Source organism: Streptomyces sp. NPDC050997 (assembly GCF_040660135.1).
GTDB lineage: Bacteria > Actinomycetota > Actinomycetes > Streptomycetales > Streptomycetaceae > Streptomyces.
Genome location: NZ_JBFAGK010000017.1, coordinates 18,678 through 30,255, shown reverse-complemented (window position 1 = coordinate 30,255; position 11,578 = coordinate 18,678). Strand labels below are relative to the sequence as shown.

Here is an 11,578-nt window from a genome sequence, read left to right as displayed (position 1 = left end):
GGCCGGCTACCGCTGTCCCGAGTTGGGCGAGCCCATCAGCAGCCGGGCGAGCTCGGTGCGGCGCGGGCTGCCCGGCCGGGCCACCTCGTGGGTGAGGAAGATGGCGTTGAGGAGCTCGTCGGAGGGGCGGGGCGAGCCGGTGTCGTCGGTCGTGAACAGGGCGAGGAGGTCCTCGTTGGTCTCCTCCGCGCCCTCGCCGAAGTGGGCCTGGACCATGGCGACGAGCTGGTCACCGCGAGGCGGGTCGAGGTGCAGATGGATGCACCGGCGCAACAGGGGGGCCGGGAACTCGCGTTCGCCGTTGCTGGTCATCACGATGACCGGGAAGGCGTGACAGCGGATCCGGCCGCCGGTGACGGGCACCCGCAGTCCGTCGTCGGTGAGCACGTCGACGGTGCCCTGGCCGGGACGGTCGGCGATGCGCTCCAGTTCGGGGATGCCGAACTCGCCCTCCTCCACCACGTTGAGCAGGTCGTTCGGCAGGTCGATGTCGCTCTTGTCCAGCTCGTCGATGAGCAGCACCCGGGGCCGCCGCATGGGGAGCAGGGCCGTGCCCAGCGGTCCGAGCCGGATGTACTGGCCGATGGACACGTCGTGGGCGGACCCGGCCCCGGCCCCTGCCCCGGTCCCGTCCGTGTTCCGGTTCAGCTGCGCGTCCTGGAGCCGGCCGATCGCGTCGTACTGGTACAGCCCGGTCTTGAGTTCCGTGCGGCTGACGACGGGCCACTGCAGGACCCGGCCGAGTCCCAGTTCGTACGCCAGGGCGTGGGCGAGCGTGCTCTTGCCCGAGCCGGGGTCCCCGGTGACCAGCAGGGGCCGCCTCAAGTAGAGGGCCGCGTTGACGAGTTCGACGGTCCGCGGGTCCTGGGTCGGCAGCGGCGGCCGTTTGCCGAGCCGGCGTTCCGAGGCGCTGTCGATGACAGGCACCTCGTAGACGCCGTCGAGTGGATCGCCGTCGAACCGGCGCCATTTGGGCGGCGCCGGCAGGAGTGAGTCCATCCGTCCCGGCTCGGGGTCACCGATCCCGCGGTACACAAGCCACTCGCTCATGAGGCGCTCCTCGCCGACGGTTGGCAAAACGGCGCGGCACGGCCGACGAGGGCTGGCAGTGCCCACAACGGGCCCCTGAAAAGATACCCACCCGTACTGTCTTCACTGGCCTTTTCCTGCCAGGACCCGCGCACTGTCCAGTGGTGCCCGTAAAGGTTCATGGGGAGTCGTATCCCCCTTCTTCCGGTTCCTCCGGGGGGAGCGGACGATCCGGGTCGTCGTAGAGCAGCGCCACGCTGTCGGCCCAGTGACGGCCGGTTCCGGTGTTGCTGCGTTGTCTGATACGACGGATGTGGTCGGGGAGTTCATCCGGGTTCTCGATGTCCCGCAGGAAGCGAGCGGTGTCCTCGTACAGTTTCTCGCAGTGCCGCCCGCAGTCCTCGCTCGCGTGACCGACGTAGTGCTGCAGGTGCCACAGGGCCACACCGTGCCCCGCGTCCAGTGCCAGGCGCATCGTGGTCAGCCCGGCGCCCGCACCGGCTGGCCTGCATTGCAGGGGGATCGTCCCGGGCGGGAGGTCAGCGACATCGCCTTTCGGGGAAGGGCTGTCGAACACCGTGCCCCGCGAGGTCAGTTGCCCCGCCGCCATCATGGCGCGCCAGCGCGTCTCCCAGGATTCGTCCGAAACTCGTCTGCGTCCGGCGTCGCGGAGGACCACGGGGCGGGCGTCGCCGAGCGACCGCGGCGGCGTCTGATCGCCGTCGCGCCAGCCGTACACGGGGAGGTCGAAGTGGCGTAGTTCCGTGGCCACTTCGAGTGGGGCCGGGCGCTCGGGGCGATCGACTGCCCGGAACGCCCGGCCGAGCCGCTCCTCCAATACGGCACCCAGCCCGCGCAGTTCGACACCGGGACCGACACGTTCGTCGTCCCAGGACACCTCGCCGTTCTCGCTTCCGTCGTCGACGCGCAGCGTCCAGTAGACCCGGGAGGAGTCCTCGGCCAACGGCTCCAGTTCGAGCAGGACCACGCCGCCCTCGCCCGGTCGGGGGTACCGGACGACCGGACCTCCGTGGAGGAGTTCGTCGGGCAGGGCGACCTCTCTCACGCTGGCGATCCCTACCGGTCTGATCCGCCCGGAGCGGGCCCTCGTCCATTGCGTGAGCTGTTCGAGGGCACTCTTCTCGCTACGCCCCCGGGCCTCCACGAACAGCTGCACGAGTCGGAGATAGCGGAGGAAGACGAGGGCGTCCTGCAGTTCGTTCTCCTCGCACAACTGGCCGTGCCCGTCGCGCCATACGACCGACAGGGGCTGGCGGGTCGGAGACTCCCCCCGGGCCAGGCGGACCAACATGCCGATGGTGCTCGGTGCGTTGGCGGGTTCGACCCGGGCCAGCAGGGCCAGCGCCTGGCGCCGGTCCGCCGGGTTCCAGTTGTCGGCGTCGGCGTACCTGGCCGCGTTGGCGTGTATGGCCTGGTCGGTCTGGATGTCGATCCAGTTGTTGTGCCCGCTCTCCCGCGTCCCGTGCCACTGATCGTGGCCGGCCATGACACGGCCGTACAGACTCGGGTCGAAGCGGCGCAGGACGGACAGGGCGATGGCCGATCCGCCGTCCCGGCCGGCCCTGCGGCACTTGATGAGCGCGACGACGGCGTTGGTGGCGGGGTCGAGGACCGGCCCGCCGGAGACTCCTTCGGGGAACTCGTTGTCGGGCCCCAGGCGCAGCCGGTACTCGCCGTCTCCGGTGTTCTCCCGTGCGGTCCCGCGCCAGGGGACGGCCCGGCCGACGGCGTCCGGACGGTAGCCGTACACGAGTCGGTCGTCGCTCATCCAGTGTTCCGGCCGGTCACTCAGCCATACGCATTCGTGCTGCACCGAGGGGTCGAGAAGACGCACCAGGGCGACGTCCTGCTCGACCGGCAGGCTCTCGTCCGCCGGCTCGTCCAGGGAGCCGTCGTAGAGGTGGGCCTCCAGTCGCGCGGCCACCGGGCGTCCGCCGTTCAGACCCGGACCGCTGACCCGGAACTCCTCAGCGTCCCCCGCGCCGCCCCGGCCGCTCAGCACGTGCGCGCAGGTCAGCACCCACCCCGGGGCGACCAGGAACCCACTTCCCCACATCGCGTCGTCGCCGGGCCGTGCGGAGTGGAGAAAGACGGTGGCCTTTCTGATCAGTGCGTCGAGGCGAGGGTTCCGCTCAGACATCCGCGCCGGTGCCGGGGGCTGGGGCGGGGGCTGGGACTGGGGCCGAGGCTGGGACTGGGGCCGAGGCTGGGACTGGGGCCGAGGCTGGGGTGGAGGCTGAGGCTGGGGTGGTGGTGACGGCCGACCGGGCTCGGCGCTCGTCGAGCTTCCACACCAGGTTGACCTCCAACGACGTCTTGGCCTCGCCGTCCGCGAGCACGGCGACGGCCTTGCCCGGCTTGACGACGATCTCGACACCGAAGGTGATGCTCGCCTCGTCGGGTTCGGCGGCCCGCGCCGCGTCCAGCACGGACTGGCCCACACCCTGGATCAGGTCGCCGAGCCGCTCCAGCCTCACCGCTGCCTGGCGCACTGTTCGGCCCACTCCGACATCGTGGTCGTCGGATCCGTAACCCCCGGGTCCACCGGGTCCTCCGGGTCCTCCGGGTCGTCCGGGTCCTCCGGCGTCCGTGACCGGTGTGACCCGCACCAGCACCGTCTGGCCCCCGGGCAGCGTGATCTCGCGAAGCGTCTCGTCCATGGCTCCCCCGACTCATGCACCCGTACGCCAATTCACCCCAGACGCCGGGCACTTCGCACTCTTACGAGGCTAGCGGCCACAGGAGACCAGGGGGAGACCGCGAACGGCGTAAGTGGCACATATTCTGGGGGCATGTACTTCACCGACCGAGGTATCGAAGAGCTGGAGAAGCGACGCGGCGAGGAGGAGGTCACTTTCGAGTGGCTCGCCGAGCAGTTGCGGACCTTCGTCGACCTGAACCCGGACTTCGAGGTGCCGGTGGAGCGGCTGGCGACGTGGCTGGCCCGGCTGGACGACGAGGACGAGGACGACGAGTAGAGGGCGAGAGCCGGACGGATCGGCCGCGCGGTGTCGCGCGGTGTCGCGTCGGTTGCGTGGCGTGGCGTGGCGCCGATTGTCCGGCGTCGGTTGTGTGCGGGGCTCCGGGGTGGGGCCCCGCTTTTGCGATCTGGGGGCGGGTCGGGCGTCCGGTTTGGTTATTTTTGGGGATCGTATAGATCCCTGGATCGGGTGTCTTGACTTTCCGTGTCCGCGATATATCGTGAATAACGAGAAGACGCGATATGGCGCGTTGCGACGGGGAGGTCTGCACCATGCCCGAGTGGTCCGTCACGGAGCCCACCAAGCTCACGTTCGACGATCCCGTCACGACCCTTCACGTACGCATCGTCAGTGGAACGGTGAACGTGGTGGGCACGGACGAAGGTTCCGCACGCCTGGAGGTCTCCGAGATTCAGGGACCGCCCCTGGTGGTCACGCAGGACGGCGACACGCTTACGGTGGCGTACGAAGACCTGCCGTGGAAGGGCTTCCTCAAGTGGCTCGACCGAAAGGGCTGGCGGCGCAGCGCCGTCGTCTCGCTGGCGGTGCCCGCGGACACCCGCGTGGAAGTGGGTGTGGTCGACGCGGGGGCCGTCGTCTCCGGGCTGCGCGGGCCGTCCGTGGTCAAGGGGGTCACCGGCGACACGACACTCGTCGCGCTCTCCGGCCCGGTCCGCGCCGACACGGTCTCCGGGAACCTGGAGGCACAGGCCGTCACCGGCGACCTCCGGTTCAACTCGGTCTCCGGGGATCTCACGGTCGTCGAGGGCTCCGGCCCCTCCGTGCGCGCCGAATCGGTCAGCGGCTCCATGATCGTCGATCTCGATCCGAACGGACCCACCGACGTCAGGCTGACCAGCGTCTCGGGCGAGATCGCCATCCGACTGCCTCAGCCGGCCGACACGGACGTGGAGGCCAACACCGCGAGCGGCAGGATCTCCAACGCCTTCGACGGCCTCCGGGTGCACGGCCAGTGGGGCGCCCACAAGATCACCGGCCGTCTCGGCGCGGGTACCGGCAAGCTGCGGGCGACGACCGTCACCGGCTCGATCGCCCTGCTGGGTCGGCCTCCCCGGGAGGACGAGAGCGCCCCCTGGGAGGACCGGAGCGGAACACCGCAGGACGCCGGACCCGCGAGCGGCGCCCCGGCGCACGGACCGCGGGACGACTCGGGGGACAATTCCGTTTCCGGCCCGGGCAGCGGTTCGACGAGCGCCCAGGCCGACGGCACGACCGACAAGAAGGTGCTCTGACATGCCTCCCGTCTTCGCCCACGGCCGCCTCCGCCTCTACCTGCTGAAGCTGCTGGACGAGGCCCCGCGTCATGGCTACGAGGTGATCCGCCTCCTGGAGGAACGCTTCCAGGGTCTGTACGCGCCCTCGGCGGGCACCGTGTACCCCCGCCTGGCCAAGCTGGAGGCCGAGGGCCTGGTCACCCACACCACCGAGGGCGGCCGCAAGGTGTACGCCATCACGGACGCCGGCCGCGCCGAGCTGGCCGACCGCAGCGGCGAACTGGCCGACCTGGAGCTGGAGATCCGCGATTCGGTCGCGGAACTCGCCGCCGAGATCCGGGCCGACGTGCGCGGGGCGGCGGGCGACCTGCGGCGGGAGATGCGGGCGGCGGCCTCCGAGGCCCGCAGGGGCGCCGGCGCCAAGACCGACGGCGAACAGAACGGCTCCTTCGGGGACCTCAAGGACGGCACCGACAACGAGTCGTGGCGCGCCGCCAAGGAGGAGATGCGCCGCGTCAAGCAGGAGTGGAAGGAACAGGCCCGGCGCGCCAAGGACGAGAGCCGGCGAGCCCGCGATGAGGCCCAGCGCGCCCGTCGCCAGGCCAAGGAGGCGCAGGAGCACGCCCGGACACAGGCCCAGGAGGAGGTGCAGCGCATCGCCCGGCGGGTCCAGGAACAGGTGCAGGACCACTTCGCGCGGGGCGACTGGCCGACGGGGGTCCGAGAGGGGCTGACCGAACTGGCCAAGGAGTTCGGTGAGTTGGGAAAGGACTACGGCAAGGAGTTCGGGAAGGACTTCGGCTTCGGCCGCGGCCCCGGCGACGCCGAGAAGGCGGCCCCGGCCCCCGAGTACACGCACACCCCGGAGGACTTCCCCGCCGGGTACGAACCGTCCTGGGCCCATGAGGACCCCACCGGTGACCCGCCCCGCGACCTGGAGCGCCTGCTCGACCGCTTCCGCGACGACATCCGTGACGCCGCCCGCGACCACGGCGTCACCCCCGACCAACTCCGCGACACCCGCCGCCACCTCTCGACGGCGGCAGCCCACATCGGGGCGCTACTGCGCACACCGAAGCCCTGAGCATCCGCGTCCGCAGCACGGTCGGGCGACCGACCCCGGCGGCCACCTCCGCCGGCCGTACCGCGCCGGCGGAGGTGACTGCCTGCGAGACCGGCCCGCGGGAGGGGCAGCCGCGACCCCGCGGCACCGTGATATGCCCAACCTCGGCTGCCCCTGGCCCTGCCCATAGCCCTGGCCCTGGCCCTGGCCCTGGTCAGTCGCTCAGCTCGCCTTGCCCTCTCCCCCGCCGTACAGCACTCGCATCAGGGACTCGTACGTCACTCCGTGGTCGGCGAGTACCTCGGCCGGTACGCCGGGGCGGGCGGTGAGGGCCAACAGGAGGTGCTCGTCGCCGATGTGACGGTCGCGGCGGGAGGCGGCGATACGCAACGCCCTCTCCAGGGTCTCCTTGGCGCCCCGCCCGAAGGAACGGCGCCCCGACCACCAGGTCTTGTCCTTCCGGTCGCCGGACATCGCGCCGACGCCATGCACCTCCTCGACCCGGGCGACGATCTCCGAGACATCGATCCCCAGCCCGGCCAGGGCGTCCGCCTCCGCCTGGGACAACCCGGCCCGCCGTCGTGCCTCGACCAACGCCGCCCGGACCGCGTCCCTGCGCTCGGCGAGCCCGAGCGCGGTCAGCGCGAACGAACCACGGCCGGCCTCCCCGTCGAGGAGAGCCAGCAGCACATGCTCCGCCTCCACGGACGGCGCCCCCGACCGCTCGGCGTGCTCGACCGCCCCTCGCACCACGTCCCGGGCGTTCTTGGTGAACCGCTCGAACATCAATGCCTCCCGTACTTCTTGTGCACGGCCTGCCTGCTCACACCGAGTTCCGCGGCGATCTCCTGCCACGACCAGCCCTGATTACGCGCGCCACGCACCTGCACCGCCTCCAACTGCTCCAGCAGCCGGCGCAGCGCGGCGACGGCCCGCAGCCCCACCCGGGGATCGCGGTCACCCGCTCGCTCGGCGAGATCCGTTGCTTCGGTCATGACGTCAACCTACGTTGACATCACCTCACGCGTCAACCTCAGTTGACATAGATCTCCGGATACGCCGACGGCCGGCCCGGAAACCGGACCGGCCGAGACGAGGAAGAACGAGGGAGAACGAGGAGGAACACGGAGGAAGCAGGAGCAACGAAGAGAGTGGGACGAGCTGGGGTCGCTACGCGTTCGTGAGCACGATCTTGCCGAACTGGTCCCCGGACGCCAGTCGTTCGAAGCCCTCACGGGCCCGGTCCAGCGGCAGCACCTCGTCGACGACGGGGCGTACACCGGTGGCGGCGCAGAAGGAGAGCAGGTCTTCCAGCTCGTCCTTGGTTCCCATCGTCGACCCCACGACCTTGAGCTCCAGGAAGAAGATCCGGGTCAGCTCGGCGTGCGCGGGCCGGTCACCACTCGTGGCCCCGGAGATGACGAGCGTGCCGCCCGGCTTCAGCGACTTGACCGAGTGCGACCATGTTGCGGCACCGACCGTCTCGATCACGGCGTCCACACGCTGAGGCAGCCGCGCCCCCGACTCCAGGGCCTCCACGGCTCCGAGTTCGACGGCCCGCTTCCGCTTCGCCTCGTCCCTGCTGGTGGCGAACACCCGCAGCCCCGCCGCCTTCCCGAGCACGATGGCCGCAGTGGCGACACCACCGCCCGCGCCCTGGACCAGCACCGAGTCACCGGGACGCACACCCGCGTTCGTGAAGAGCATCCGGTACGCCGTCAGCCAGGCGGTCGGCAGACAGGCGGCCTCCGCGAAGGAGAGCTCCTTGGGCTTGGGCAGGATGTTCCAGGTGGGCACGGCGACCTGTTCGGCGAACGTGCCCTGGTAACGCTCGGTGAGGATGGACCGTGGTTCCTTGGGACCGACGCCATGGCCGCTCTGCCCGATGACGGAGTGCAGGACGACCTCGTTGCCGTCCTCGTCGACGCCGGCGGCGTCGCAGCCGAGGATCATCGGCAGCTTGTCCTCGGACAGGCCCACGCCCCGCAGTGACCAGAGGTCGTGGTGGTTGAGGGAGGCGGCCCGGACGTTCACGGTGCTCCAGCCGGGACGCGCCTCGGGAGCGGGACGCTCTCCCAGTTCGAGGCCGGTAAGCGGCTGGTCGCGGTCGATTCGGGCGGCGTAGGCAGCGAACATGACCTTGACGATAGGCTCCGCCGCCGACACGGGGAACCACGGGACGCTGTGACACACGCCCTCTTGTCAGAGGCGGGAAGTGGGCCTCTTGTCGGAGCCGGGGAGTGGGCCCCGTAGGCCTCCCGGCTCCACCCGAGCCGCTGCCGGTCCGCCACCCGAACGGGCGCACGAGTGGGTAAAGAAATGGCCCCGCCCGAACGGACGGGGCCATCGCGACCGGACGGACCTCAGCGGCGAGCCACACCCTCGGCCCGAGCCGCCGCGGCCACCGCCGCCGTCACCGCGGGGGCCACCCGCTCGTCGAACGGCGACGGGATCACGTAGTCCGCGGCGAGGTCGTCCCCGACCACCGCCGCCAGCGCCTCGGCCGCCGCGATCTTCATGCCCTCCGTGATCCGGGAGGCCCGCACCTGCAGCGCCCCCGCGAAGATCCCGGGGAAGGCCAGCACGTTGTTGATCTGGTTCGGGAAGTCCGACCGCCCGGTGGCCACGACCGCCGCGTACTTGTGCGCGACCTCGGGGTGCACCTCGGGATTCGGGTTGGCCATCGCGAAGACGAAGGCACCCTCAGCCATCGAGGCCACCGCCGGCTCCGGGACCGTACCGCCGGAAACGCCGATGAAGACGTCGGCCCCTTCCAGAGCCGCCTCCAGCGATCCGGTGATGCCGGCCTTGTTCGTGAAGGAGGCCAGCTCCTGCTTGACGGACGTCAGATCGTCCCGGTCGCCCGACACGATCCCCTTGCGGTCCGCGACGGCGACATCCCCGATACCGGCCTCGACCAGCATCTTCGCGATGGCGACACCGGCCGCGCCCGCGCCCGAGATGACGGCCCGGAGCTCACCGATGCCCCGGCCGGTCAGCTTCGCCGCGTTCCGAAGAGCCGCCAGCGTCACGACCGCCGTACCGTGCTGGTCGTCGTGGAAGACCGGAATGTCCAGCCGCTCCTGCAGCTTCCGCTCGATCTCGAAGCACCGCGGCGCCGAGATGTCCTCCAGGTTCACGCCACCGAACGACGGCGCGAGCCGCACCACGGTCTCGACGATCTCGTCGACCCCGGTGCACGCCAGCGCGATCGGCACGGCGTCGACGCCACCGAACTGCTTGAACAGAATCGCCTTGCCCTCCATCACCGGAAGGGAGGCCTCGGGCCCGATGTCACCGAGCCCGAGCACTGCCGTGCCGTCGGTCACGACGGCGACCACGGACGACTTCCACGTGTAGTCGTGGACCAGCTCCGGCCGCTCGGCGATGGCGCTGCACACCTTCGCCACGCCGGGTGTGTACGCCAGGGACAGGTCGTCCTTGTCACGGACGGGCACGGTGGCCTGCACGGCCATCTTGCCGCCACGGTGCAGCGCGAACGCCGGATCGAAGGAATCGAGGGGCTCGGCCCCGCCTTCCTGCTCCGTACTGCTGTCGCTGCGAGGATTGACGATCTCCGCTGCCACTTTGTTCTACCCCTTAGGTCTTCATGGTTGAGGGTGGCCACTCCTGGTTGAGAAGTGGGCGGGCACCGCGTACGGCCCTTGCATGGTGCTGCGTACGGGGGTACGTACGGGCACAGACGCGACGGGCGCGCCGCACACGCGCCCTGAGCCCCGGATGAGGGGTGTGAAGAACCTTCTTACCGGACGGACGGCGCCGACGACGAGTCCAATGGGTCACATGGCCTGCAAGATCACGTTCCGCGTCCCACCCCCCACGCCATCCCACCGGCACGAAAAGTGCGTGCTGGTGACATGAATCATGACGAAACATAGAGGCACGCCCTCAAGGGCCCCTTGACGGACGCTGAACCGACGTCCACCGGCCCGGAACCAGCTCCGCGCTCTGCCTCGCGCCCCGAGACGCGCCGGAGATCTTCCGGCCGGAAGGTCCGATTCCCGCAGATGGTGCGGCCAGGTTGTACCGACCTGGTCCGGTTCGGGGGTGGCCCGTTATCCGATTTTGACATGGCGTGCCCCCTGCACGCCTGCGTCCGAATGGCAAGATGCGGTCATCACACGAGGTCGCGACACTCGAAGACGTGTGCTCTTGTCGACCCAGGACCCAAAGACAGTTTGCCGAGCCCGTCGGCGGCCGTCCGCCCCATCGGCAACTCCACCCATCCGCCGGAGGAACCCACCATGACCGCAAGCTCCACCCGTCGTATGACCGCGCACTCCCGGACAGCAGCGGTCGGTGCGATCGCGGTCGCAGGCGCGCTGATTCTCACCGGTTGCGGTGACCAGACGGACAAAAGCAATGACACGTCGGGGCCGTCCTCGTCCGCCGCGCCGCTCGCCGACAAGCTCCCCGCCGACATCAAGAAGGCCGGCGTCATCAAGGTGGGCTCCGACATCGCCTACCCGCCGGTCGAGTACATGGAAAGCGGCAAGGCCGTCGGTATCGACCCGGACATCGCGGCCGCCCTCGGCAAGCAGCTGGGCGTGCAGTTCGACTTCCAGAACGGCAAGTTCGCCCAGCTCATCGTGGGTCTGCAGTCCAACCGGTTCAACGTGATCATGTCGGCGATGAACGACACGAAGGACCGCCAGAACGGCATCGACACCGACACCGGCAAGAAGGTCGGCAACGGCATCGACTTCGTCGACTACTTCACGGCCGGCACCTCGATCCTGGTCCAGAAGGGCAACCCCAAGGGCATCAAGTCCCTGGACGACCTGTGCGGCCAGACCGTGGCACTGCAGCAGGGCACGACGTCCGAAGGCATCGCCAAGGCACAGAGCGCGAAGTGCAAGAAGGACGGCAAGAAGGCCATCACGCTGCAGACCTTCGACACCGACCCCGAGGCGCTGCTCCGCCTCAAGCAGGGCGCGTCCGTCGCCGACCTCAACGACTTCCCGGTGGCCGCGTACAACGCGAAGACCTCGGGCGGCGGCAACGACTTCGAGGTCGTCGGCGACCAGATCGAGGCCGGCCCGTACGGCATCGGCGTCAGCAAGGAGAACACCCAGCTGCGTGACGCCCTCCAGGCGGCCGTGAACGCGATCATCAAGAACGGCGAGTACAAGAAGATTCTCGAGAAGTGGAACGTCACAGACGGCGCGGTGACCGAGGCCAAGATCAACGGCGGCTCCTGACCCTGCCTGACGCAACATTGAAGGGCA

At 69.9% G+C, this 11,578-nt stretch carries 11 protein-coding genes; 4 read left to right on the top strand and 7 right to left on the bottom strand.

The genetic code is table 11. From position 1 onward, the window contains the following. Nucleotides 1–6 precede the first annotated feature (6 nt). The 3 genes from AB0H86_RS31280 to AB0H86_RS31270 form a co-directional block, all read right to left on the bottom strand. Nucleotides 7–1,050 carry an AAA family ATPase gene (locus AB0H86_RS31280; protein WP_362446233.1) on the bottom strand — a complete coding sequence of 348 codons (1,044 nt, stop codon included), beginning with the start codon at nucleotides 1,048–1,050 and terminating at the stop codon, nucleotides 7–9. A gap of 157 nt (nucleotides 1,051–1,207) precedes the next feature. Then, nucleotides 1,208–3,190: a trypsin-like peptidase domain-containing protein gene (locus AB0H86_RS31275; protein ID WP_362446230.1), complete on the bottom strand. Its 1,983-nt coding sequence runs from the start codon at nucleotides 3,188–3,190 to the stop codon at nucleotides 1,208–1,210. Next, on the bottom strand, nucleotides 3,183–3,710 hold the full coding sequence (locus AB0H86_RS31270) for a CU044_2847 family protein (RefSeq protein WP_362446227.1): 528 nt from the start codon (nucleotides 3,708–3,710) through the stop codon (nucleotides 3,183–3,185). Before AB0H86_RS31270 ends, AB0H86_RS31275 begins: the two co-directional genes overlap by 8 nt. Nucleotides 3,711–3,842: 132 nt before the next feature. Between AB0H86_RS31270 and AB0H86_RS31265 the strand changes: the two genes are divergently transcribed. The 3 genes from AB0H86_RS31265 to AB0H86_RS31255 all read left to right on the top strand — a co-directional run bounded on the left by AB0H86_RS31265 (nucleotide 3,843) and on the right by AB0H86_RS31255 (nucleotide 6,350). Then, nucleotides 3,843–4,028 carry a DUF6104 family protein gene (locus AB0H86_RS31265; protein ID WP_007266501.1) on the top strand — a complete coding sequence of 62 codons (186 nt, stop codon included), beginning with the start codon at nucleotides 3,843–3,845 and terminating at the stop codon, nucleotides 4,026–4,028. 275 nt (nucleotides 4,029–4,303) lie between these two features. After that, nucleotides 4,304–5,284, top strand: a complete 981-nt coding sequence (locus AB0H86_RS31260; protein WP_362446224.1) for a DUF4097 family beta strand repeat-containing protein — start codon at nucleotides 4,304–4,306, stop codon at nucleotides 5,282–5,284. Nucleotide 5,285: 1 nt separating this feature from the next. Then, nucleotides 5,286–6,350, top strand: a complete 1,065-nt coding sequence (locus AB0H86_RS31255; RefSeq protein ID WP_362446221.1) for a helix-turn-helix transcriptional regulator — start codon at nucleotides 5,286–5,288, stop codon at nucleotides 6,348–6,350. Nucleotides 6,351–6,551: 201 nt separating this feature from the next. Here the strand turns inward: AB0H86_RS31255 and AB0H86_RS31250 are convergent, their stop codons facing one another. The 4 genes from AB0H86_RS31250 to AB0H86_RS31235 form a co-directional block, all read right to left on the bottom strand. After that, nucleotides 6,552–7,115, bottom strand: a complete 564-nt coding sequence (locus AB0H86_RS31250; protein ID WP_362446219.1) for a Clp protease N-terminal domain-containing protein — start codon at nucleotides 7,113–7,115, stop codon at nucleotides 6,552–6,554. Further along, entirely contained in the window at nucleotides 7,115–7,324 is a 210-nt protein-coding gene (locus AB0H86_RS31245; protein ID WP_232026758.1) for an HTH domain-containing protein, read from the bottom strand. Before AB0H86_RS31245 ends, AB0H86_RS31250 begins: the two co-directional genes overlap by 1 nt. Before the next feature lie 175 nt (nucleotides 7,325–7,499). Then, a complete protein-coding gene (locus tag AB0H86_RS31240) occupies nucleotides 7,500–8,465 on the bottom strand; it encodes a zinc-binding dehydrogenase (protein WP_362446216.1) in 966 nt (321 codons plus the stop codon). 227 nt (nucleotides 8,466–8,692) lie between these two features. Continuing rightward, entirely contained in the window at nucleotides 8,693–9,916 is a 1,224-nt protein-coding gene (locus tag AB0H86_RS31235; RefSeq protein WP_362446213.1) for an NADP-dependent malic enzyme, read from the bottom strand. Nucleotides 9,917–10,594: 678 nt separating this feature from the next. Here AB0H86_RS31235 and AB0H86_RS31230 point away from each other — a divergent pair. Next, nucleotides 10,595–11,551 carry an ABC transporter substrate-binding protein gene (locus AB0H86_RS31230; RefSeq protein ID WP_362446210.1) on the top strand — a complete coding sequence of 319 codons (957 nt, stop codon included), beginning with the start codon at nucleotides 10,595–10,597 and terminating at the stop codon, nucleotides 11,549–11,551. Nucleotides 11,552–11,578: the final 27 nt, after the last annotated feature.

Coding starts and splice junctions, on each gene's coding strand:
- AB0H86_RS31280 (WP_362446233.1), bottom strand. CDS start 1,050: ATGAGCGAGTGGCTTGTGTACCGCGGGATCGGTGACCCCGAGCCGGGA.
- AB0H86_RS31275 (WP_362446230.1), bottom strand. CDS start 3,190: ATGTCTGAGCGGAACCCTCGCCTCGACGCACTGATCAGAAAGGCCACC.
- AB0H86_RS31270 (WP_362446227.1), bottom strand. CDS start 3,710: ATGGACGAGACGCTTCGCGAGATCACGCTGCCCGGGGGCCAGACGGTG.
- AB0H86_RS31265 (WP_007266501.1), top strand. CDS start 3,843: ATGTACTTCACCGACCGAGGTATCGAAGAGCTGGAGAAGCGACGCGGC.
- AB0H86_RS31260 (WP_362446224.1), top strand. CDS start 4,304: ATGCCCGAGTGGTCCGTCACGGAGCCCACCAAGCTCACGTTCGACGAT.
- AB0H86_RS31255 (WP_362446221.1), top strand. CDS start 5,286: ATGCCTCCCGTCTTCGCCCACGGCCGCCTCCGCCTCTACCTGCTGAAG.
- AB0H86_RS31250 (WP_362446219.1), bottom strand. CDS start 7,115: ATGTTCGAGCGGTTCACCAAGAACGCCCGGGACGTGGTGCGAGGGGCG.
- AB0H86_RS31245 (WP_232026758.1), bottom strand. CDS start 7,324: ATGACCGAAGCAACGGATCTCGCCGAGCGAGCGGGTGACCGCGATCCC.
- AB0H86_RS31240 (WP_362446216.1), bottom strand. CDS start 8,465: ATGTTCGCTGCCTACGCCGCCCGAATCGACCGCGACCAGCCGCTTACC.
- AB0H86_RS31230 (WP_362446210.1), top strand. CDS start 10,595: ATGACCGCAAGCTCCACCCGTCGTATGACCGCGCACTCCCGGACAGCA.